The organism is Nocardia sp. N2S4-5, from assembly GCF_044628355.1.
GTDB classification, from domain to species: domain Bacteria; phylum Actinomycetota; class Actinomycetes; order Mycobacteriales; family Mycobacteriaceae; genus Nocardia; species Nocardia wallacei_B.
Genome location: NZ_JBIUPM010000001.1, coordinates 5,487,460 through 5,509,067, shown reverse-complemented (window position 1 = coordinate 5,509,067; position 21,608 = coordinate 5,487,460). Strand labels below are relative to the sequence as shown.

General features: G+C 69.2%; 23 protein-coding genes. 10 read left to right on the top strand and 13 right to left on the bottom strand.

Annotated elements, in window-relative coordinates; translation table 11 throughout:
- Window positions 1–63: 63 nt before the first annotated feature.
- The 3 genes from ACFMRZ_RS25255 to ACFMRZ_RS25245 all read right to left on the bottom strand — a co-directional run bounded on the left by ACFMRZ_RS25255 (window position 64) and on the right by ACFMRZ_RS25245 (window position 3,482).
- Window positions 64–570: a YbjN domain-containing protein gene (locus ACFMRZ_RS25255; RefSeq protein ID WP_400181001.1), complete on the bottom strand. Its 507-nt coding sequence runs from the start codon at window positions 568–570 to the stop codon at window positions 64–66.
- Window positions 567–1,934: a D-inositol-3-phosphate glycosyltransferase gene (mshA, locus tag ACFMRZ_RS25250; protein ID WP_400181000.1), complete on the bottom strand. Its 1,368-nt coding sequence runs from the start codon at window positions 1,932–1,934 to the stop codon at window positions 567–569. The genes ACFMRZ_RS25255 and mshA overlap by 4 nt, the downstream gene beginning before the upstream one ends.
- A 723-nt stretch (window positions 1,935–2,657) precedes the next feature.
- Window positions 2,658–3,482: an alpha/beta fold hydrolase gene (locus ACFMRZ_RS25245; RefSeq protein ID WP_400180999.1), complete on the bottom strand. Its 825-nt coding sequence runs from the start codon at window positions 3,480–3,482 to the stop codon at window positions 2,658–2,660.
- 83 nt (window positions 3,483–3,565) lie between these two features.
- On the opposite strand from ACFMRZ_RS25245, the gene ACFMRZ_RS25240 reads away from it, so the two are divergent.
- The gene (locus ACFMRZ_RS25240) at window positions 3,566–4,300 is read left to right on the top strand and encodes an SDR family NAD(P)-dependent oxidoreductase (protein WP_400180998.1); all 735 of its coding nucleotides are present in this window, start codon (window positions 3,566–3,568) and stop codon (window positions 4,298–4,300) included.
- A gap of 10 nt (window positions 4,301–4,310) precedes the next feature.
- Here ACFMRZ_RS25240 and ACFMRZ_RS25235 read toward each other — a convergent pair whose 3' ends face one another.
- Window positions 4,311–5,510: an Ig-like domain-containing protein gene (locus ACFMRZ_RS25235; RefSeq protein WP_400182969.1), complete on the bottom strand. Its 1,200-nt coding sequence runs from the start codon at window positions 5,508–5,510 to the stop codon at window positions 4,311–4,313.
- A gap of 101 nt (window positions 5,511–5,611) precedes the next feature.
- A complete protein-coding gene (locus ACFMRZ_RS25230; protein WP_400182968.1) occupies window positions 5,612–6,676 on the bottom strand; it encodes a UDP-N-acetylmuramate dehydrogenase in 1,065 nt (354 codons plus the stop codon).
- Between the two features lie 68 nt (window positions 6,677–6,744).
- Between ACFMRZ_RS25230 and ACFMRZ_RS25225 the strand changes: the two genes are divergently transcribed.
- The 3 genes from ACFMRZ_RS25225 to ACFMRZ_RS25215 all read left to right on the top strand — a co-directional run bounded on the left by ACFMRZ_RS25225 (window position 6,745) and on the right by ACFMRZ_RS25215 (window position 8,628).
- Window positions 6,745–7,236: a DUF2505 domain-containing protein gene (locus ACFMRZ_RS25225; protein WP_280270686.1), complete on the top strand. Its 492-nt coding sequence runs from the start codon at window positions 6,745–6,747 to the stop codon at window positions 7,234–7,236.
- A gap of 25 nt (window positions 7,237–7,261) precedes the next feature.
- Window positions 7,262–7,780 carry a DUF2505 domain-containing protein gene (locus ACFMRZ_RS25220; protein WP_187685516.1) on the top strand — a complete coding sequence of 173 codons (519 nt, stop codon included), beginning with the start codon at window positions 7,262–7,264 and terminating at the stop codon, window positions 7,778–7,780.
- 113 nt (window positions 7,781–7,893) lie between these two features.
- Window positions 7,894–8,628, top strand: a complete 735-nt coding sequence (locus ACFMRZ_RS25215; RefSeq protein ID WP_400182967.1) for a class I SAM-dependent methyltransferase — start codon at window positions 7,894–7,896, stop codon at window positions 8,626–8,628.
- 8 nt (window positions 8,629–8,636) lie between these two features.
- On the opposite strand, the gene ACFMRZ_RS25210 is transcribed toward ACFMRZ_RS25215, so the two are convergent.
- Window positions 8,637–9,245, bottom strand: a complete 609-nt coding sequence (locus tag ACFMRZ_RS25210) for a hypothetical protein (protein WP_280362331.1) — start codon at window positions 9,243–9,245, stop codon at window positions 8,637–8,639.
- Window positions 9,246–9,361: 116 nt separating this feature from the next.
- Here ACFMRZ_RS25210 and ACFMRZ_RS25205 point away from each other — a divergent pair, with 116 nt between their 5' ends.
- Window positions 9,362–10,132 carry a DUF2993 domain-containing protein gene (locus ACFMRZ_RS25205; protein WP_400180997.1) on the top strand — a complete coding sequence of 257 codons (771 nt, stop codon included), beginning with the start codon at window positions 9,362–9,364 and terminating at the stop codon, window positions 10,130–10,132.
- A 1-nt stretch (window position 10,133) separates the two neighbouring features.
- Here ACFMRZ_RS25205 and deoC read toward each other — a convergent pair whose 3' ends face one another.
- Complete coding sequence (gene deoC, locus ACFMRZ_RS25200) at window positions 10,134–10,820, bottom strand: deoxyribose-phosphate aldolase (RefSeq protein WP_400180996.1); 687 nt, start codon at window positions 10,818–10,820, stop codon at window positions 10,134–10,136.
- Window positions 10,821–10,910: 90 nt separating this feature from the next.
- Here deoC and ACFMRZ_RS25195 point away from each other — a divergent pair, with 90 nt between their 5' ends.
- Both ACFMRZ_RS25195 and purU read left to right on the top strand, forming a co-directional pair.
- Entirely contained in the window at window positions 10,911–11,456 is a 546-nt protein-coding gene (locus ACFMRZ_RS25195) for a GNAT family N-acetyltransferase (protein WP_400180995.1), read from the top strand.
- 58 nt (window positions 11,457–11,514) lie between these two features.
- Window positions 11,515–12,402 carry a formyltetrahydrofolate deformylase gene (gene purU, locus ACFMRZ_RS25190; protein WP_400180994.1) on the top strand — a complete coding sequence of 296 codons (888 nt, stop codon included), beginning with the start codon at window positions 11,515–11,517 and terminating at the stop codon, window positions 12,400–12,402.
- 9 nt (window positions 12,403–12,411) lie between these two features.
- Here the strand turns inward: purU and ACFMRZ_RS25185 are convergent, their stop codons facing one another.
- The 6 genes from ACFMRZ_RS25185 to ACFMRZ_RS25160 all read right to left on the bottom strand — a co-directional run bounded on the left by ACFMRZ_RS25185 (window position 12,412) and on the right by ACFMRZ_RS25160 (window position 17,814).
- On the bottom strand, window positions 12,412–13,428 hold the full coding sequence (locus ACFMRZ_RS25185; RefSeq protein WP_280270680.1) for an alpha/beta hydrolase: 1,017 nt from the start codon (window positions 13,426–13,428) through the stop codon (window positions 12,412–12,414).
- Window positions 13,429–13,708: 280 nt separating this feature from the next.
- Entirely contained in the window at window positions 13,709–14,728 is a 1,020-nt protein-coding gene (locus tag ACFMRZ_RS25180) for an alpha/beta fold hydrolase (RefSeq protein WP_400180993.1), read from the bottom strand.
- Window positions 14,729–14,811: 83 nt separating this feature from the next.
- Window positions 14,812–15,108, bottom strand: coding sequence for a DUF2516 family protein (locus tag ACFMRZ_RS25175; RefSeq protein WP_280362364.1), 297 nt, complete (start codon window positions 15,106–15,108; stop codon window positions 14,812–14,814).
- 64 nt (window positions 15,109–15,172) lie between these two features.
- Window positions 15,173–15,838: a heparin-binding hemagglutinin gene (locus ACFMRZ_RS25170; RefSeq protein WP_400180992.1), complete on the bottom strand. Its 666-nt coding sequence runs from the start codon at window positions 15,836–15,838 to the stop codon at window positions 15,173–15,175.
- On the bottom strand, window positions 15,835–16,344 hold the full coding sequence (locus tag ACFMRZ_RS25165) for a helix-turn-helix transcriptional regulator (RefSeq protein WP_280270793.1): 510 nt from the start codon (window positions 16,342–16,344) through the stop codon (window positions 15,835–15,837). The genes ACFMRZ_RS25170 and ACFMRZ_RS25165 overlap by 4 nt, the downstream gene beginning before the upstream one ends.
- An 84-nt stretch (window positions 16,345–16,428) precedes the next feature.
- Window positions 16,429–17,814, bottom strand: coding sequence for a DUF445 domain-containing protein (locus ACFMRZ_RS25160; protein ID WP_400180990.1), 1,386 nt, complete (start codon window positions 17,812–17,814; stop codon window positions 16,429–16,431).
- A 248-nt stretch (window positions 17,815–18,062) separates the two neighbouring features.
- Between ACFMRZ_RS25160 and ACFMRZ_RS25155 the strand changes: the two genes are divergently transcribed.
- The 3 genes from ACFMRZ_RS25155 to ACFMRZ_RS25145 all read left to right on the top strand — a co-directional run bounded on the left by ACFMRZ_RS25155 (window position 18,063) and on the right by ACFMRZ_RS25145 (window position 21,556).
- Window positions 18,063–18,731 carry a TetR/AcrR family transcriptional regulator gene (locus tag ACFMRZ_RS25155; RefSeq protein ID WP_280270794.1) on the top strand — a complete coding sequence of 223 codons (669 nt, stop codon included), beginning with the start codon at window positions 18,063–18,065 and terminating at the stop codon, window positions 18,729–18,731.
- A gap of 127 nt (window positions 18,732–18,858) precedes the next feature.
- Window positions 18,859–20,298 (top strand): AarF/ABC1/UbiB kinase family protein, encoded by a 1,440-nt coding sequence (locus ACFMRZ_RS25150; RefSeq protein ID WP_280270795.1) that lies wholly within the window; start codon window positions 18,859–18,861, stop codon window positions 20,296–20,298.
- Between the two features lie 16 nt (window positions 20,299–20,314).
- Window positions 20,315–21,556, top strand: coding sequence for a trans-acting enoyl reductase family protein (locus tag ACFMRZ_RS25145; RefSeq protein ID WP_280270796.1), 1,242 nt, complete (start codon window positions 20,315–20,317; stop codon window positions 21,554–21,556).
- Window positions 21,557–21,608: the final 52 nt, after the last annotated feature.

The window sequence follows — 21,608 nt, the reverse complement described above, 5'->3', positions numbered from 1 at the left end:
TGTGACCGGTCAGGCCGGACGGCGACGCACACGGCCTCCCATGACCCGCGGCTCGGGCCGCGATCAGGAGTCTTCGTCTACCAGGTGCTCGAAGGCGCGGAGGTTCTTGAGGGATTCGCCGCGGGAGACTCGCCATTTCCATTCGCGGCGAATGGATTCCGCGAAGCCCAGCTCCAGCAGGACGTTGAAGTCGGCGTCGACCGCCTCGAGAATCTGGCCGAAGATGCGGTCCAGTTCGTCGGCGGTGACGGTGTGGGTGGCGAAGCGGCCGACCAGGTAGATATCGCCGACGCGGTCGAGGGTGTAGGCGACGCCGTAGAGGCGGCGGTTGCGGCGGAGCAGGAATTTGTAGACGCCCTCGAAGTTCTCGTCGGGCTTGCGGCAGACGAAGCACTCCACCCGCACGCCGTGCTTGCCGACGGTCAGCATCACGGAGGTCTTCAACTTGCGCTCGCCGGGCAGGACGACGATGAACACGTCCTCGCCCTCACGGGTGTAGTCCACCTCGCGTTCGCGCAGGGTGTCTTCGATCAGCTGGGCGGTGTCTCGGATCGAGTCGTGCTCGGTCACCGGCGAACCACTCCCATCCGGCGCCGCCACAGCGCCCGCGACCTGGCCTGACTGCTCTCTGCCTGCAACGTACCCGCCAATCGCGAACGCATTCCCCGATATCCGGAGAGCGTTTGCGTGTAGCTGTCGAGCAGGCCCTCGGCCGTGTGCTCCCAGGAGAAGTTGGCGGAGTGCCCGACCGCGGCGGCGCCCATCCGGCGCAGGCCGGCGGGGTCGTCGAGCAGCGAGCGCAGCGCGGCGGCCCAGTCGTCGGTGCGGTGGCTCGGGACCAGCAGGCCCGAAACGCCGTCGCGCACGGCGGTGCCCAGGCCGCCCACGTGCGCGGCCAATACCGGTGTGCCGCTGGCCTGGGCCTCGATGGCGACCAGGCCGAACGATTCGTTGTAGCTGGGCACGGCCACCAGATCCGCGGCGCGATACACCTGCACGAGACGGTCCGGCGGCTGTGGCGGCAGGAAGGTGATGCGATCGGCGATGCCGAGTTCGGCGGCCAGTTCGATCAGGGCGTCGGGGCGATCCAGTCCGGTGCCGGACGGGCCGCCGACGATCAGCACCCGCAATGCGCGGTCCGGCTGGCCGCGCAAGACCTGCGCGGCGGCATGCACGAGCACGTCGGGGGCCTTCAACGGCTGGATCCGGCCGACGAAGGCCACGATCTGCTCGTGCGGGTCCAGGCCGAGTTCGGCGCGGGCGGCCGCCTGATCACCGGGGTGGTAGCGGGTGAGGTCGGCGCCCGGGAGCACCACATCGATCCGCTCCGGCTCGGCGCCGTACAGCTCGACCAGCTGGCGCGCCTCCTCGCCGGTGTTGGCCACCAGGCGGTCGGCCTCGGCGACGATCTGCTTCTCGCCGATCTCACGCGCGGGCGGCTCCGGGATGTCACCGGCGGCGAGGTGGGCGTTCTTGACGGCGGCCAGCGTGTGCGCGGTGTGGACCAGCGGCACCCGCCAGCGGTCCCGGGCCAGCCAGCCGACCTGGCCGGACAGCCAATAGTGCGAGTGGATCAGGTCGTAGTGGCCGGGCAGATGGCGAGCCTCCTGCCGCAGCACCTCGGCGGCGAACGGGCACAGCTGGGTGGGCAGGTCGTGCTTGTCCAGACCTTCGAAGGGGCCCGCCACCACATTGCGCACCAGCACGCCGGGCGCGGCCTCGACCACCGGTTCGTCGTTGGAGGAGGTGGCGCGGGTGAAGATCTCCACCTCGACGCCGCGGCGGGCGAGCTGAATCGCGGTCTGCAGCACGTAGACGTTCATGCCTCCCGCGTCTCCCGTGCCCGGCTGCGCCAGCGGGGAGGTGTGCACCGACAGCACGGCTATCCGATGCGGCCGTAGGTCCGTGCGTTGACTCACGCCTCCAGTGTGCACGCCCGGTACCGACGGCCGTCGCGACCTCCGCCACCAAGTGATTGCCGTCACAAGGCAATTCGCCACCTGGACGAGCCGTTGCCCAGCCGCTGCCCGGCGATTTCCGGGCAAAGCGGTCACGCCCCACCGACCTATGCGTTCGATCACACTCGACCACACGCAGCGGTGCGCACCCCGGTTCGATCCCAGCGGTTCCCCGCCACTCCCCCCGGCCGTCGCGAAAGGAAATGGTGGTCCGCCACAAGGGCCGGGCGGATATGGAAGGCCACACGCCTTGTCCGATACCTGTTGTGGCGACCTCGCCCAACACCCGTTGCGGCAACCTTCCCCGACACCTGCCGCGGCAGCCCTTCCCCGAACTTGCTGTGGCAACCTTGCCCGACACCTGCCGCGGCAGGTGTCCCCGAACTTGCTGTGGCAGCCTTGCCCGACACCTACTGCCGCAGCCTTCCCCGAGCTTGCTGTGGCAACCTTGCCCGACACCTACTGCGGCAACCTCCCAAGAGCCACTGCGGCAACCTTCTCCGATACCTGTTGCGGCAGAACATAATCGGCAAAGCACGGAACCGGAGGACAGCAGAGCGGGACAGCGCCGGATGGGGATTGTGCCGAGCCCCAGTTGGGATGGCCGCGGGCCACCACACGGCAAGCGCTCGGCCCAAGCCCCGGGATGAATTCCGCTACCTGCCTGGCGAAGGTGACTCGATGGCCGGACGCCCCGGCTCAGCCCAAGCCGTCGATGAACTCGGTGACCTCGGTGGCGAAGCGGGCGGGGTTCTCGATGAACAGGCCGTGTTGGGCGTCTTCCCAGAACGAGGTGCGGGTGTCGGGGGCGGTGGTGGCGATGTAGCGGCCGTTGTCGAGGGGGACGACGGGGTCGGCGGTGCCGTGCAGGACCAGGACGGGGACGTCGAGGGTGCGGAGGGCTTCGGTGTTGTCGGTGGTGCGGTAGAAGAGGGCCTTGCGGACTCGGGGCGGGGTGGCCAGGCTGCCGCCGTAGAGGAGTTGGGCCTGTTCGCCCTTGTCGCGGCCCGGGCCGGTGTTGGCGTTGCCGAACGCCGCGAAGCCGCGCATGGATTTGCCGGGGCTCTCCTCGAAAACGTCGGGAATGGCCTGCTGCATGGCCGGGCCGGGGGTCGCGCCGGGCACGTCGCGTCCGATGCCGGCCTGCGAGCCGGTGTAGACAACACCCGCGATCGCGCCCGTGCCGTAGGCGGTCAGGTAATCGCTGAGCACGATGCCGCCGTAGGACCAGCCGAGCAGCACCGCGCCGGACTCGACGGACTCCCCCGCCAGCACGGCCGCGACGTCGGCCGCCCAGTTCTTCGGGTTGTCGTAGCCCGCCTCGGGCGCGTCGGAGTAGCCGTGCCCGCGCAGGTCGACGGCGATCACGCGGAACCGCTCGGCCAGCAACTCGGCGGCATGTCCCCAGCACCGCAGGTTCCCGGCCCAGCCGTGCAGCAACACCAGCGGCCTGCCGTCGGCCGGACCGGTCACCCGATACACGATGGTGGTGCCGTCCGCGCTGACTACGTCCCGAATCGCCATGCCGCCAGGCTAGCGCCGCCGCATTATGGACCGGCGTCCACCACGAATCGTCGAGTGAATCGGCGGCACATATGCTCGGGGCCATGAGCAACCGCACCGCTGTCGTCACCGGAGCCAGTTCCGGAATCGGGGAGGCCACCGCGCGTGAGCTGGCCGGACAGGGCTACCACGTGTACGTCGGCGCCCGCCGGGTGGACCGGTTGCAGCGACTGGCCGAGGAGATCGGCGGCACGGCGCTGCCGCTGGACGTGACCGACGATGCGTCGGTGCGGGCGTTCACCGAAGCGGTCGAGCGGGTGGACGTCCTGGTCAACAATGCCGGTGGCGCCAAGGGCCTGGCGCCGGTCGCCGAGGCCGACCTGGACGACTGGCGCTGGATGTGGGAGACCAACGTGCTCGGCACGCTGCGGATCACCAAGGCACTGCTGCCCAAGCTGATCGCCTCCGGCGACGGACTGATCGTCACCGTCACCTCGGTGGCCGCGTTCACCGCCTACGACAACGGATCCGGCTACACCTCCGCCAAGCACGCGCAGGCCGTGCTGCACCGGACGCTGCGCGGCGAGTTGCTGGGGCAGCCGGTGCGATTGACCGAAATCGCCCCGGGCGCAGTCGAAACCGAGTTCTCGCTGGTCCGCTTCGGCGGTGACGGCGAGCGGGCCGCCAAGGTCTACGAGGGCATCGATCCGCTGGTCGCCCAGGACATCGCCGAGATCATCGCCTTCGTCGCCGGCCGCCCGCCGCACGTCAACCTGGACACGATCGTCGTCAAGCCGCGCGACCAGGCCGACGCCGGCCGGTTCGCCCGCCGCGGCTGACGCTCCCGCGTCAGTTCCCGCTGCGCACCGGACCCGGGGGCACCGGCGTCGCGGAGACGACCGCGGACGGCTCACCGTGCAAGGCGGACATGGTCTTCCAGGTATCCCAGTCGATGGTCCAGTCGTAGAGATCGCCGTCGGCGGCGGACAGGGCGATCGAGGTGCCGGTGACCTCTACCGGGTCGCCGTACATCGCGGTCGGGAAGAAGGCCTGCGCGTCGGAGGTGCTCAGGTTGATGCAGCCGTTGGTGACGTTCGTATTGCCCTGCGCGCCAGCCGATTCCGGATTGGCGTGGATGAATTCGCCGTTGTTGGAGATGCGTACGGCCCAGCGCTCGCGAACGTTGGTGTAGAACGGCGGATTCGACATCATGAAGTCCTCGTACTTCTCGGTCACCACGTGGACGCCCGAGCGGGTCACGTTGCGCGCCTCGTTGCCCTCGCCGTAACTGCACGGGAAGTCGAAGACCGTCTGCCCGTCGCGGATCACCTGCACGCGGTGGCTGGGGGCGTAGCCCTTCACGATCTGACTGCGGCCGATCTTGAACTCCGAGCTGAGGTCGCCGTAACCATAAGCGCCCTCGCCGAGTTCGAGTCCGTAGAGCTTGCCGGTGAACTTCACGTCCGTGCCGGGCGCCCAGTACTCGCGCGGACGCCAGTGCGCGCGGGAGCCGCCGTTGTCGTCCGGCAGCCAGGCCCAGCCGCCCTCGGTCTCCGGGGTGGTGGTGACGGTGAGCGCCTTCTCCACCGCGGCCTTGTTCGTGACGTGGCTCTTGAACTGGAGAATGATCGGCGCCGCGATGCCGACCTCCTGGCCGTCACCGATGTTGATGGTGGCGGGCACGGTCTGGTTGGGGGCGACGGTGGTGAATTTGCCGTCGATCCGGACGGGCTTGCCATCGGTGCCGATCGCCGTGCCGGACCAGGTGTAGGTCACGTCGTAGCCGAGCGGCTCGGTGATCTTGAAGCTGCTGCCGTCCGGGGCCAGGGTGCCCGCGACCTGTTTGCCCGCGGCGTTGCTCAGGGCGACCTGATCGATGCGGCCGGACGACACCGACACCGAGACCGGCGACACCGGATTGACGTCGGTGCTGTCCGCGCCGGGCTGGAAGGTGACCTTCGCGACCGGCGCCTTCTCCTTCGGCGCCGCATTGTCGCCGCCGCCGTTCGAACACCCGGCGACCAGCGCGGCGCCCGCCAGCTGAGCCATTCCGATCAGCACGGCGCGACGGCTGGAAACTCCTCGACTGCTCACTTCCTCGAATCTACCGCGAAGACCGAACAGCTCCGCGCGTGTCGCCCCGACAACCCCTAGAGGCCGATCCCCACGGTCACCGGTTCGGGCTCGAGCCGGATGCCGAACCGATCCTCGACGCCGTCGCGGACCGTGCGGGCCAGCGCGACCAGGTCGGCGGCCGTCGCGGCACCGCGGTTGGTCAGTGCCAGTGTGTGTTTGGTGGACAGCCGCGCCGGTGACTCGGGGCCCGGGTACCCCTTCGCGAAACCGGCCCGCTCGATCAGCCAGCCCGCCGAGAACTTGACTCCGTCGACGGCCGGATAGGTGGGGATTGTCACATCGCCGAGCAGACTCGTGATCGCGGCGCGCACCTGTTCCACCAAGTCGTGCGGGACCACCGGATTGGTGAAGAACGAACCGGCACTCCAGGTGTCGTGGTCGGCGGCGTCGAGCACCATGCCCTTGCCGCCGCGCAGCCGCAGCACCGCCGCGCGCACCTGCGCCGCCGGGCGGGTCTGTCCCTCCTCGGCGTCGAGGGCCCGGGCCAGCTCCCCGTAGCGCAGCGGCGCGCTGGCTCCGGTGGGGTCGAGGGCGTACTCCACCTCGAGTACCACGGCCCGGTCGCTGTGCTTGAGGACCGAGGTGCGGTAGCCGAAGCCGAGTTCGTCCGGCGTGGCCCAGCGGATCGCGCCGGTCTCGCGGTCCAGCAGCCGCACCCGGCGCAGCAGATGCTCGACCTCGACGCCGTAGGCGCCCACGTTCTGCACCGGCGTCGCGCCCGCCGAACCCGGAATGCCCGACAGGCACTCCAGGCCGCCGAACCCGGCGGTGACCGTCGCCGCCACCACGGCGTCCCAGTTCGCACCCGCCGCCGCGACGACCCGGTCCGCGCCGATCTCGACGCGCTCGGTCGCGACCCGCACGACGACGCCGGGGAAGCCGTCGTCGGAGATCAGCAGGTTCGAGCCGCCGGCCAGCAGCAACAGTGGAATTCCGGCGTCGTCCAGGGTGCGTACGGTCGCGACGAGCGCCTCGGTGTCAGCGCAGTCGGCCACCGTCGCCGCGCCGCCGACGCGCAGTGTGGTCAGCTCCGCCAGCGGAACCGAATCACGCACCCGCGCACCGGTCGCGGCCAGCAGCTCCCGCGCTTTGTGGATCGGCACCACTCTCGATGTACGCACAGCGAAAGACGGTAGCGTGTTCGACCATGGCGACACCCCTGGCGTATACGGCTCAGTACGCGCATCCGGCCGAGGCGATCCGTGCCGCGTTCGCAGACGAACAGTATTGGAAGGACCGGATCGAGGAGGTCGGCGGACCCAACGCGCGCCTGGACTCGTTCCAGGCCTCGATCGACCAGGAACAGCTGCACGTCGAGATGGTGCAGTCCATTCCGGCCGCCGAGTTGCCCAGCGCCATCACCTCGGTCCGCCCCGGCGATCTGATCATTCCGCGCACCGAGAGCTATTCCGGTTTCGCGGGTACCTTCACCGCGCAGGTGCAGGACGCGCCCGCGCAGGTGCGCGGCACCGTGACCCTCAGCGCGGTCGGTGAGGCGTCGCAGGCGGTCATCCAGGGTTCGGTCGAGGTCGGTATCCCGTTGTTCGGCAAGAAGATCGAGGCCGTGGTCGCCGAGAAGTTGCTAGAGCTGCTCGCCGCGGAGACCGACTTCACCAATACCTGGATCGCGAATCGCTGAATCGCGCACAGTACCCTGGCATCCCATGGCCCGCCGACTGGACTATTCCGCCCGCTACCCGCTGCACACCACCAAAGAGGTGTACGCGGCGCTGTCCGACCGCGCCTACTGGGACGCGCGGATGGAGGAGATGCGCAAGTACTCCCCCAACGACGTGACCGAGCTGTCCGCCGGGGACAGCGGCATCGAGGTCGAGATCCAGCACATCCTGCCGCGTGACATGCTGCCCGAGATCGCGCAGACGGTGATGCGCAAGGACATGACGATCACCCGCCGGGAGACCTACGGCCCGTTCGGACCCGAGGTCACCGGCGAATACGTGGCCTCGATCCCGGCCGGGCCCGGCAGCCTGAACGGGACGATGCACCTGTTCCCGACCGAGACCGGGTGCACGCTGCGCACCTCGTCCACCGCCAAGGTGTTCATCCCGATGCTCGGCCCCAAGCTCGAACAGATGATGCTGATCAACCTCGTGGATCTGCTGCGCGCCGAGGCCGAGTTCACGGCGCAGTGGCTGGACGAGCAGCACCCCACCGCGGGGTGAGTCCTGGCCCGGCGGCCGGCTCGAGCGCCGAGGGCTCGCGGCCGCCGCCGGCTCGGCGCGGCTCGAAAGCACCGCACCCACCGATCGGCGAGATCACCCGCGGCACGACGGGCATCAATCGATTGCGGCGCAGCGATCGCTGGCTGATGCACGACGACCTGATTGCGAACCGGTTGCTGGCAGCCGACGACCCACTGGTGGTCGATCTGGGTTACGGAGCCAGCCCGGTGACCACGATCGAGCTGGCGGCGCGGTTGCGGCGGGTGCGCGCCGACGTGCGGGTGGTCGGGCTGGAGATCGATCCGGCGCGGGTGGCGCCCGGCCGCGACGGTGTGGTCTTCGCGCGCGGCGGCTTCGAGCTGGCGGGCCTGCGTCCGGTGCTGGTGCGCGCGTTCAACGTGCTGCGGCAGTACCCGGAGGAGGCGGTCGCCGAGGCATGGCGGACGGTGCTGAGCGGACTGACGCCGGGCGGGCTGTTGATCGACGGGACCTGTGACGAGTTGGGTCGGCGCTGCGCGTGGGTGCTGCTGGATCGCACCGGGCCGATGTCGCTGACGCTGGCATGGGACCCGTTCACCGTCGAACGTCCCTCCGATATCGCCGAACGACTGCCGAAGGCGTTGATACACCGCAACATTCCCGGCGAGCGAGTGCACACCCTGCTCACCGCCGCCGACCGGGCCTGGGCCCGCGCCGCTCCCCTGGCCCCGTACGGCCCGCGCGTGCGCTGGCGCGAGGCCGCGAAAACCCTACGCGCCGAAGGCTTCCCGATCCGCCGCTACCGCCGCCGCATGCGCGACTGCGTACTCTCGGTCCCCTGGGAGACGGTGGCGCCCCAGGCCGGATGAGGAACTGGTCAAGCCCGCGTCAGCGCGTGATGGATACGGGCGGCCGTGTGGGGTGGCAATTGCTCTGCGGCGGAACGGATTTCCGCGCTCGCGCAGCGGAAGATGGCGACCGCGTCGGCCACTACCTCGTCCAGGGCGCTCTGACCGATACCCGTCTCGGCGAGATCCAGGACTGTTCGCACCGGGGTGGTGACCAGGAAGGTGCCCGCCGACTCGACATCGCGGCCGCACAGTGCGCGACGCAGCACCACCAGGCGGGGTGCGTTCGGGGCTCGCCCGGCACCGGCCGACAGGTGCAGGAAGCGCGGGCGCAGCCGGCCGAGGCCGTGCAGTTCGGCCGCGCTGTGGTGGGAGACCGCGGCCGTGCCCTCGAACCACGCGGACCACATCGCGTACTCGTCGAGCGGGCCGTCGGGCCACTCCGCCAGGCGCAGCAGGCCGACGCCCGCCCGGGTCACCGAGCCGTCGTGCAGAGCGGAACGGACCCGCTCCTGACACCGCGTGTGCGCGACGAGCCGGGTGGTGAAGTAACCGGCGTGCCGGGCGGCCGACTCCCGCAGCGCCTGCCACTCCCGATCCGAATCGGGGGCGGGACGGGCGGCAGCTGCACCGGACATGTGACCCAGATTACGCGCGGAGGTTATGCATCATGTCACAATCGCGGGCAGCCCTTGTGCCAAGCCTTCAACCGCCCCACAGAGCAGGCTCAGAAAGCTCGGGAAGAATCGTGGCCATGAGTTCGAACCCTCCACAGACCGCGACCGCTCCCGGCCCGCCGTCCGGCGGCCGGACCGGCACCCGGAACCTGCGGCGGATCATCCTGATCGTCGGACTCGTCGTCGTGCTCGCCGTGGTCGGGACCGCGGCCGCGGCCGAGACCTACTACCGCCACCGGACCGAGAAGTGCATCGCCACCCAGGTGGAGCGGGATCTCGGCTCCAAGGTGTCGGTGGGCTTCGGCCCGAAACCGTTGCTGCTCACCGCCTTCGATCATCGGATCCAGTACGTCGACATCAAGAGCGACGACGCGAAGTTCGGCCCCGCCTCGGATATGAAGGTGCACGCCCGGCTCAACGACATCACGCTGATCGACAACGGCCGCGGCGGCGCCGATATCGGCAGCAGCAGCGCCGATGCCACCTGGAGCAATGCGGGTATCGCGCAGACGCTGCAGGGTCTGGTCTCCGGCGTCCAGTCGGACCCGGCGAGCGGCACGCTGGATGTCAAGGTGCTCGGCGGCATCGCCGACATGCGCCTGAAGCCGCAGATCGTCGGCGACCGGATCGAGGTGACCACGCAGTCCGCGCAACTGTTCGGTTTCGGGCTGCCCACCGATCTGGTCGACAGCATCGTCGACATGATGACCGAGAGCCTGCAGAGCTATCCCCTGGACATGCAGCCGACCGCCGTCCGGGTGACCGACGACGGCATCTCGGTCTCGCTGACCGGCGGCACCACCAAGCTGCAACCGGCGCCGGACAACAACCAGAACGTCAGCTGCTGACCTACTCCGGGAAGCCCGCGAGCACCTCGCGCGAGCGCGACAAACCGAGCCGGGTGGCACCGGCCTCGATCAACTCGGCGGCCGCCGCCGCGGTGCGAATGCCACCGCTGGCCTTGATGCCCAACCGGCCGCCGACGGCATCGGCCATCAGCCGGACGGCGTGCGCGCTCGCCCCGCCCTTCGGATGGAAACCGGTGGAGGTCTTCACGAAATCCGCCCCGGCGCGCTCGGCGGTCCGGCACACCTCGACGATCGCCTCGTCGGGCAGTGCGGCCGACTCGATGATCACCTTCAGCACCGCCCGGTCGCCCAGGCCCTCGCGCACGGTGACGATGTCGGCCAGCACCGCGTTGTAGTCGCCGGAGACCGCGGCGCCGACATCGATGACCATGTCGACCTCGGCCGCGCCCTGGTCCGCCGCCAGCCGCGCCTCGGTCCCCTTGATCAACGAATGATGCTTGCCCGACGGGAATCCCGCGACGGTCGCGACCACCAGGCCGGGCGCGCGGACCGGCAGCATCGCCGGGGACAGGCACACCGCGTACACCCCCAGCTCCCGCGCCTCGGCCACCGCGGCGGCGACCTCGGCCGCGGTCGCCTCCGGCGCGAGCAGGGTGTGGTCGATCATCGCGGCCACCTCGCCACGAGTGAGCGCACGGGTACCTGATTCCGGAGCGGTATCGGCCATGAGGACAGAGTCTGGCACACGCCCGTGGCACACTCGTAAGGGTCGGGCCACGGGGCCCGGAACCATCTCGCTGGGGAGGGAGAAGCCACCGTGCTGATCCGTCGGGAACGGGCCGGCGACATCCCTGCGATCGACGCGGTGCATCGCCGCGCCTTCGCCCGCGACTACCCGGAAGGCCTACCCGGCGAGGCGCCCCGCGCGGCCGCCGATCCGGCCGAGGTAGCCCTCGTGCACCGGCTGCGCAGCGATTCCGGCTGGATGCCGACGCTGTCGCTGGTGGCGCAGGTGCGCGACCGGGTGGTCGGGCACGTCTGCCTCACGCGCGCCGGTGTAGGCCTGTACCCCGTGCTGGCGCTCGGCCCGATCGGCGTGCTCCCCGACCACCAGGGCGACGGCGTCGGCTCCGCCCTCATGCACGCCGCGCTCGGCGCCGCCGACGCCCTCGACGAGCCGCTGATCGGCCTGCTCGGCAGCCTCGACTACTACCCCCGCTTCGGCTTCCTTCCCGGCTCTCGCGTCGGCATCGTCCCCGACGAATCCACGTGGAACTCCCACTTCCAGGTCCGCCCCCTCACCGCCTACGAACCGGCCATGACCGGCGAATTCCATTACGCCGAACCGTTCTACACGTTGTAGACGACGCGATCGGCGGTCGGTTGCGGGTCGCGGCGGGTTTGCTGGGAGGATCGGGGGTATGAGTTCGTCGTCCGTTGCCGATGACCGGCGCTATGTGCTGATGCTGGGCTGTCCGGATCGGCCGGGCATCATTGCCCGGATCACCTCGTTCATCGCCGAGTTCGGTGGGTCGATCATGGAGGCCGGTTATCACTCGGACACCGCGGCGGGGTGGTTCTTCACGCGGCAGGCCGTGCAGGCCTCGACGGTGCCGTTCGGACTGGCGGAATTGCGTGACCGGTTCGCGGCGGTCGCGGCGGAGCTGGGGCCCGAAACCGATTGGCAGCTCTTGGATTCCGGGGTGCGGCGGCGCGCGGTGCTACTGGTCAGCCGGGACGGGCACTGCCTGCACGATCTGCTGGGACGCGCCACCAGCGGCGAGCTGCCCGCCACCATCGAGGCGGTGATCGGCAATCATCCGGATCTGGCGGAGATGACCCGGGCGCACGGTGTGCCGTTCCATCACGTGCCCTTCCCGAAGGATCCGGGCGCGCGGGGTCCGGCCTTCGAGCAGGTCCGCGCGCTGGTGGACGAGCACGCTCCGGATGCCGTGGTGCTGGCGCGATTCATGCAGGTGCTCCCGGCGGAGCTGTGTGAGCACTGGGCGGGCCGGGCCATCAACATCCATCACAGCTTCCTGCCGTCGTTCGTCGGCGCCCGCCCGTACCACCAGGCGTACGCGCGCGGCGTGAAACTGATCGGCGCCACCTGCCATTACGTGACCGCCGAGCTGGACGCGGGCCCGATCATCGAGCAGGACGTGATTCGCATCGACCACGCCGACACGGCCCACGACATGGTCCGCCAAGGCCGCGACATCGAACGGGTGGTGCTGGCGCGGGGACTGCGCTGGCACCTGGAGGGCCGCGTTCTCGTGCACGGCCGCCGCACCGTCGTGTTCGACTGACGACGATCCTCAGCTGGCGACCGCGCCCCGTCCGCGCTGCCCGATCCGCACCATGCGGTGCAGTTCGGCGTTGAACTCTTGCGGCGCTTCGATATTCGGCAGGTGCCCGGTCGGCAGCACCGTGTAGCGGTCCAGGCTGCCGGTCTCGGCGAGCACGTCGGCGATCCGCTGGGACATGCGCTTGGGCAGCAACCGGTCGTACTCACCGGCGATCACGCTGGTGGGCACGGTGATGTTGGCGGCGGCATCGGGCAGGTCCAGATCCGCCAGCGCCAGCGCGAACCGGCCGCGGACCTGCGGTCGGCAGGAACGCACGATCGAGAGCCCGAATTCGGCCTGCTCGGCCGTGGCGGCGCGATTCATGATGCGCGCCTTGAAGATCGACCGCACGGCGAAGCCGCTCGGCAACGGCACCGGGGTACCGAACAATGCCCGGCCCAGCCAGATCGGCGCCGGGACAAGGTCATTGAAGAACGGCAGCACCTGGGTCTCCGAGGCGATGGAGCCGAACGTCGTGGTGGCCAGCAGCACCGCGGACGCGCGCTCGGCGACCTGCTCCGGATAGTGCTGCGCCCACGCCTGAATCGTGATGCCGCCCATGCTGTGGCCCACCAGCACCGCCCGCTGCCCCGGCCGCAGCACCGCGTCGAGCACGTCGGACAGGTCGTCGGCCAGTTGCTCGGCGCAGAATTCGCGCTTGCCGACCTCGCTGGCGCCGTGGCCGCGCAGGTCGAACGCCACGACGCGATGCTGTTCGGAGAAGGCGTTGATCTGCGGGTTCCAGTACTCGATGCAGCACGACCAGCCGTGGATCAGCACGATCACGTCGCCGTCGGCGGGGCCGTATGCCTGTACCCGCAAGTCGATGCCATCGCGCGTGGTGACGGGGATGATCTCGGGTGACGGCGCGGCGTTGAGGGCCGCGGTGGCGTAGGTGCGGCCGCGCAATCGGGCGCGGTAGGCGGCGGTCAGCGCGTCGGGCCCGCTTCGCAGGCCGGTCACCGTTTCGGGCAGCTTCACCAGCATGAGCACTCCTTTGTGTCCCAGCGCACACTACCGCGCTAGCAGCAGTGCTTGCCAGTGCAAGCGGTCGGATCGCATTCGTTCCGCTTGCGTCCCGCCCTCATCGAATACCCATCGACCGCAATGCCATTCGTGAATCGGCCCCGTCGATGAAGCGTTGTTATCTACAACACATATCGCCCCGGAACCATGCCGCGATAGCACGGTGGCGAATAACGAATTGCGCACGATCGGCTCACCGCGGGCGGCCGTCGGCTGTGCGCCGCAACGACTCCGGGCGGCCCTACGCGCTGATCTCACGCGCGGCGTACGTCGCGGCGAGCACCCGCCCGAGTTCCTCGTTGAACTCCCGATAGGCCTCGACATTGCCCAGATGTCCCGTCGGCAGCACCGCCAGACGCTCGAAACTGCCTGCGCCGCGGAGCATTTCGACAATCCGCTGGGAGTGCACGAGGGGCGTCATATCGTCGAATTTGCCCGCGACGACGGTGGTGGGCACGGTGAGGTTCGCGGCGCAGGCGCCGAGCGCCAGATCGGCCAGCAACCGCCCGAACCGCGCCCGCACGCTCGCCGGGCACGAACGCACGATCGACAACCCGAACTCGGCGATGTCTCCGGTGGACCCGAGGCTCATGACCTGCCGCCGGAATATCCATTTCACCGGCGCGATCGGGGGAAACACGATCGGGCTGCCCAGCCCGTGGCGGCCGAGGGCGACCGGCAGGGCCATCAGCCCGCGGTTGTACAGCGGCACCACAGTGGTCTCGGCGATCAGGTCACCGGAGGCGGTGTTGGTCAGCAGTACCGCCGCCGCGTGCCGGGCCACCTGCTCGGGATAGCGGCCGGCCCAGGCCTGGATGGTCATGCCGCCGAGGCTGTGGCCGACCAGCACCGCGCGGCGGCCGGGCCGCAGCGTGGCGGCCAGCACCGTGGCGAGGTCCTCGGCCAGCAGATCGGTGGTCAGCGGGCTGTCGCCCAGCTCGCTCTCACCGTGGCCGCGCTGGTCGTAGGCGATCACGCGGTAGTCGCCGGCGAAGGCGTTGATCTGCGGGTTCCAGTATTCGATGCAGCAGGTCCAGCCGTGCACCAGCACGATCACCTCGCCGTCGGCGGGACCGTAGGCGTGCACGCGCAGCCGGGTGCCGTCGGCGGCGGTCACCGGCACGACCTCGACCGGCGCGGCCGGCGGGTTCAGCGCGGCGGTCCCGTAGACCCGGGTGCGCAGGTTGGCGCGATGCGACCGCAACAGAGCCCGGACCCGGTCCGCGATCTGCGCCATCGGCGTAGGCAGCGTTGCCCGCATTGGAACACTCCTTTGTGTGTTACTGATAGCCACAGTAACCCGAAGGAGTGGGTGCTTGCTAGTGCAAGCGGGGAAGGCGCCCGCTACCAGCGCGGTCCGCGCTGCACCTCGTCGACCTTCGGCCGCACGTCGGCCAGATACACGCCGGTGGCGACCACGGCGATGATGCCGAGCAGGCCGACCGGGGTGCGGGCCAGCAGCAGGAACGCCAACGCGGCGACCAGGATGCCGACCCAGATCGGCTTGGTCAGCTTGTCGACGGCGGTGAACGCGTCCGGACGCTGACGGACCGCGTGGACCAGCGCAAAGATGGTCGCGCCCAGCGCAGCGAGCCACAACACCAACAGGATCGCACCAGTCACGGAATACACAACTCCCATGATAGGGCCAACGCCCCCGCGGACCAGGGGTCCGCGGGGGCGTCTCGAGCGGCCGAACGCCGCCTTACTTCTTGGCGGTGGTGGCCTTCTTCGCCGGCGCCTTCTTGGCCGGAGCCTTCTTGGCGGGCGCCTTCTTCGCGGTGCCGGTGGCCGGCGTGGGCTCGGTGGTCACCTGCACGACCTCGGCGTCGACGACGGGCTCGTCGTCCGCGGGCTCGTCGGCGATCTTCTGACCCAGCAGGCCGCGGGCCTGCTCGCTCACCTTGCCGAGGACGTCCTCGGCGCGGGTGGCGAGGTCGGTGTAGAGGCCCTCGACGCGGCCGAACTGCTCGTCGAAACCGGTGCTCTCCGAACGCAGGCGGACCACCGTCTCCTCACCGCGCTCGGCGAGATCGGAGTACAGGTCCAGCAGCTGGTGGTAGTACTGGTCGGCCAGGCGGCGCAGTTCCTCGGGGGTGAAGCGCTCGCGCAGCTCGGCGATGTCGTCGGGCAGCTCCGAAGGCAGGGCGGCGACCCGCTGACGCAGCGTGCCGAACTGCTCCTGGGCATCGGCCGGCAATGTCGACAGGCGCTCGCGGGCCTCCTCGACCCGGCCGCTGACATCGGCGGTGGCGGCGCGCTCACGGACCTTCTCGACCAGGTCGTTCACGGCGGCGTACAACGCGTCGCCGGCACCGACCGTCGCGTAGAGCGGTCGCACGGTGGCTGTGGTGGCGTGGGATTCGGTCATGGTGTTTCGTTCTCCTGGCGTGGCGGAACTTCGATAGTGCTGCCATCGGTGGCGTGATGCGGAACGTCGTTGTCCCCTCCGACGTCGTTCCCCGCGTTTTCCCGGCGGAACGATTCGTAGATGTCCAGCAGCACCTGCTTCTGCCGCTCGGTGATCACCGTGTCGGCCAGCAGGGCGTCCCGGACCGGGCTCGACGGCCTCTGTTCGAGGTAGCCGGCCCGCACGTACAAGACCTCCGAGGAGACCCGCAGACCCTTCGCGATCTGCGCGAGCACCTCGGCGGACGGGTTACGCAACCCGCGCTCGATCTGACTGAGATACGGATTGCTCACCCCCGCCAGTTGTGCGAGCTGTCGCAGCGAGACCTGCGCGGCCTCTCGTTGCGACCGGATGAAGCCTCCGATGTCGTGTGCCGCATTGACGACGCGGCCCACCCGTTCTCCGGCCGCAGACGTCTCTGCGGATTCCCCGGTGTTCTGGTCGGAAACCTCGGGCTCCTGTGCCATCACTCACCTTCCGGCGGTTGTACGGTCGATTCTAAAACAGGGTGCTAACTCTTGCAAGCACTCTAGCTAGCACCGGCACGGCGGCTACGCCGACCACCCCGGGAACAACGCGTGTGAAATGGCGTAGATCGCCAGGCCCGCCAGCGATCCGACGACCGTTCCGTTGATCCGGATGAATTGCAGATCGCGCCCGGCCTGCAATTCGATCTTGCGACTCGCCTCATCGGCGTCCCACCGGGCAACCGTATCGCTGATCAGCGTCGCGATCTCGGCGCCGTAGTTGGAAACCAGGTACCGCACACCACGTTCCACCCACGAGTCCACCTTTTCCCGCAGCGGCGGCTCGTCCACCAGACGCTGCCCCAATTGCTGCACGTTCTCGGTGATCTTGCGGCGCAACGTGCTGTGCGGGTCGTCGGCGGATTCCAAGATCATCCGTTTGGCCGCCCGCCAGGTGGCGCGGGCCATTCCGGTGATCTCCTCGCGACCCATGATCTCCGCCTTGACCCGCTCCGCTTTCGTGATCATGGCCTCGTCGTACTGCAGATCGTGCGCGAAATCCTCGAGGAATCGGTTCGCCGCCAACCGGACCTCGTGCTCCGGGTCGGAACGAATCTTCCAGGTGAATTCCACCAATTCCCGATAAATTCTCTCCGACAGCAGCACATTGACGAATTTGGGCGCCCACGACGGCGCGTCGCGCATCACGATCCGGTCCAGCGTCTCCTGGCTGCCCAGCGCCCACTGGTGCGCGCGCTCGGCGAGCAGATCCAACAGCGGCGCCTGCCGGTTCTCGGCCAGCAATTCCGAGAGCACCCGCCCGATCGGCGGGCCCCACTGCGGTTCGGCGATGCGTTTGACGATGGTGTTGTCGATGATCTGCTCGACGTCCTCGTCGCGCAGCGCGCCGATGATCGCGCGCAGGATCGTCGAGGACTCCTCCGAGACCCGGGCGGCGTGGTCGGTGTCGGCCATCCACCGTCCCAGCCGCAGCGAGAACCGGGCCGAATTCACCTTCTCCGCCACCGTGTCCGGCGACAGGAAATTCGTCCGCACGAAATCGCCCAGGCTGGTCCCGAGCTGATCCTTCTTCTTGCGGATGATCGCGGTGTGCGGGATCGGCAGCCCGAGCGGATGCCGGAACAGCGCCGTCACCGCGAACCAGTCGGCCAGCGCGCCGACCATGCCGGCCTCCGACGCCGCGCGCACGTACCCGACCCAGGACCCGCCGACGCCGCGCGAACCCAGCCAGCAACAGAACAGATAAACCACCGTGGCCGCGACCAGGAAGCCGGTCGCCACGATCTTCATCCTGCGCAGATCGCGCTTCTTGCCGGACTCGTCCATCAGATCGGCGAACGACGACGGACCCGGCGCTCCGGCTGTGTTGTTTCCCACTCCGGCAGCGGGTTCGACGGCCGTGTCCGACTCCGCGCCGACGACGGACGCACTGCTGGCAGATCGCTCCATATTTCCCATTCTGGTCGCAGCACCGGACCTGCCCGGCGTGACCCGCCCACCCCTACTCGCCGCGCCTCCGTGACCGGGCTCCCCACCGAAGACCGAACACGGGCGTTCGCGAGGACCTAAGCTGGAGGCGCCCACTACCTCCCACCAAGGAGCCCATCCTGTCCACCGAAGAACTCGTCGAGGTCGGCAAGCGCGCCGCCGGAGCGACTGCGGCACGTAAAGGGGCGGCCCCCGCACGCGCGGGCCGGGTGGACGGCCGGAAGAAGCGCTGGCATCAGCACAAGATCGATCGCCGCGAGGAACTGGTCGACGGCACGCTGGCCGCGATCCGCAAACGCGGCGGCGAGGTCGGCATGGACGAGATCGCCGCCGAGATCGGCGTCTCGAAAACGGTCCTCTACCGATACTTCTCGGACAAGAGCGACCTGACCCGCGCGACGATGGAGCGGTTCATCGAGACCACCCTGATGCCGCGCATCTACGAGGCCATCAGCGACGATCTCGACGAGTACGAATTGGTGCGCAACACCCTCGCCGCCTACGTGCACACCGTCGACGCCGATACCCACGTGTACCGGTTCATCATGGGCAACGGCTCCACCACCGACAAGTCCACGCTCGCCGACTTCGAGAAGCTGTTCGCCGACGTGGTGGCGGCGGTGCTGCTGGACAAGGCGTTCGACCGCGGCATCGAGACCGAGGGCGTCCAGCTGTACGCCTATGTGCTGGTCGGCGGCGTCCAACTGGCCACGGACTGGTGGATCACGAACCGCACCATGAGCGCCGAGATGATGCTCGACCACATGACGATGATGGCCTGGAGCGCCATCGAGGGCATGGTGCGCGCGAGCGGCTCCCCGGAGAAGTTCAACGCCGACCCGCACCGCCTCCCGGCGCCCGCCGAAGCCGCGGAATAGGCCCGTCGAATACATCCCGGCCCCCGTCGCCAACGTCTAGGCCGGACCGCGCCGCGTTGGCTAGTCTGAAGATCGGCAGGGGACGGGACGGTCGCGTCCGCCGTGCGCCGGCACCAACGGAGGTTCAATGGCGAAAGAGCTGCCGACGTCCAGATTCGCTCGGGGGACGAAATTGGGCGTGGCCGTGGCAGGCAACGTCATTCGCGCGCAACGCACCCGCCGATCCATGCGCGGCCGCTCGGAGGCGGTGCGCGCGCGGATGGCCGAGGAATCGATGCTCCGCGCCACCGAGCAGATGGTGATGGTGCTCGGCACCATGAAGGGCGTCGCCATGAAGCTCGGGCAGATGCTGTCGGTACTGGATCTGGACTTGGTGCCGCCCGAGCATCGCGAACGCTTCCAGAAGCGGCTGGCCGTGCTGCGCGACAGCGCGCCCAATGTCTCCTTCGACACCATGCGCGCGGTGATCGAGGAGGACTTCGGCCGCCCGCTGGAGGAGACCTTCGCCGAATTCGAACCCGAGCCGATCGCGGCGGCCTCCATCGGCCAGGTGTACCGGGCTCGGCTGCACGACGGCCGCCGGGTCGCGGTGAAGGTGCAGTACCCCGGCATCGACGTGGCCGTGCGCGCGGACCTGAAGAACCTGGCCATGTTCCGCCGCGTGCTGCAATCGGCGATGCCGTGGGTGACGCCCGCGGTGCTCGACGAGTTGCGGCTGAATCTGGAGAGCGAACTGGACTACGTCGCCGAGGCGAATACGCAGCGCCAGATCGCCGACCTGTACGCCGACCATCCGTTCATCGTCGTCCCGGCCACCATGCCGGAGTTGTCGAGCACCCGCGTGCTGGTGAGCGAGTACTTCCCCGGGCGCGGCTTCGAGGAGATCCGCGGGCTGCCCGCGGCCGAGCGCAACCGGGTGGGCGAGATCATCTATCGCTTCTACGTCGGCTCACTGTTCTCCTTCAACGAGTTCTGCGGCGATCCGCACCCGGGCAATCTGCTGCTGGGCGAGGACGGCCGGGTGGCGTTCCTGGACTTCGGCCTGTTCAACCGGATGGATCCCAAGCATGTGCAGGCGGAGATCGCCGGGATCCGGGCCGCCGCCGAGGATCGCGCGGAAGACCTGTGGCAGATCATGATCGACCGCGGCGTCATCGACGCGCCCGACGAGGTGAGTCCCGAGGAATGCCTGGAGTATGTGCTGGCCGCGTGCGAGTGGGCGGTGCTGGACGAGGAACTGACGATCACTCCCGAGCTGGCCAGCGGCGCGTTCGTGCTCGCCGTGGACCCGCGGGCCGGTGAGTACGCCGGGATGAAGCAGCAGAACCTGCCGCCGGAGCATCTGTTCTCCCGCCGCGCCGACTTCCTCACCTTCGGCGTGCTGGGCCAGCTGGAGGCGACCGCCAACTGGCACCGCATCGCCCGCGAATGGCTCTACGGCGATCCGCCGGTCACCGAGCTGGGCAAGGCGCACCACGCCTGGCTCGCGCAGCGACCCGACCTCGTCACTCGAACCACCGGACCGGCGCGCAAGCAGACCACCGGGAAACGACGCAAAAAAGCTTGAACAGATGGGAAACTCCATGGCAGACAGGGAATTCGATCTCGTGCTGTTCGGCGCGACCGGTTTCGTCGGCAGGCTCACCGCGGAATATCTGGCGGGCGCGGCGCCGGCCGGGGCACGGATCGCCCTGGCGGGCCGCTCACCGGAGAAGCTGACCAAGATCCGCGACGGGCTGGGCCCGGCCGCGGCGGAATGGCCACTGCTGGTAGCGGATTCGACCGATCAGTGCGCACTGGACGGGCTCGTCGCGCGGACCAGGGTCGTGGTCACCACCGTCGGCCCGTACCTGCGCTACGGCCTGCCGCTGGCGCAGGCGTGCGCGCAGGCCGGCACCCACTACGCCGACCTCACCGGCGAGCCGCTGTTCATCCGCGAATGCATCGACCGGTTCCACGACCAGGCGGTGGCGAGCGGCGCGAAGATCGTGAATTCCTGTGGCTACGACTCGATTCCGTCGGATCTGAGTGTGTATCGGCTGTACCGGCGCTCGGTCGAGGACAACACCGGCGAACTCACCGACACCACCCTGGTCGCCTGGCTCAAGGGCGGCGCCAGCGGCGGCACGATCGACTCCGGGCGCGCCATGATGGAGGCGATCGCCGCCGATCCGGCCAAGGGATCGGTGCTGTCGCATCCGTATTCGCTGAGCCCGGACAAGGCGATGGAGCCCGACGTCGGACGGCAGTCCGATCAGGCGCTGACCCGCGCCGCGAGCATCGACCCCAGTCTCGACGGCTGGGTCGCCACGTTCGTGATGGCCGCGCACAACACCAAGATCGTGCGGCGCAGCAACGGCCTGCTGGGTTGGGTGTACGGCAAGAACTTCCACTATCGCGAGGTGATGAGCGCCGGTAAGTCGGCCGCCGCGCCGCTGGTCGCGGCCGGTATCGCCGGCGGCGTCGCGGCGGGCATGGCGACCGGGGCGCTGCTGTCGAAGGTGTCGGCGGGCCGTCGACTACTCGACCGGGTGCTGCCGAAACCGGGCACCGGCCCGAGCGCGGAGGCCCGTCGCAAGGGCTGGTTCACCATGAAGACCTTCGCGCACACCACCTCCGGCGCGAAGTACGTCTGCACCTTTGCCGGACAGGGAGATCCGGGTTACCAGGCCACCGCGGTGCTGCTCGGCGAGTCCGGCCTCAGCCTCGCCTACGACGACCTGCCCGAACTGGCAGGCATTCTCACCCCTGCCGCGGCGATGGGCGACCCCCTCACCGACCGCCTGCGCCGGGCCGGGATGACCATCGAGGTCGAGCGGGCCTGAAAACCGCTGCCGGGCAACGACGTCCCAGGTGCGCCACGCCCGCGCCGAATCC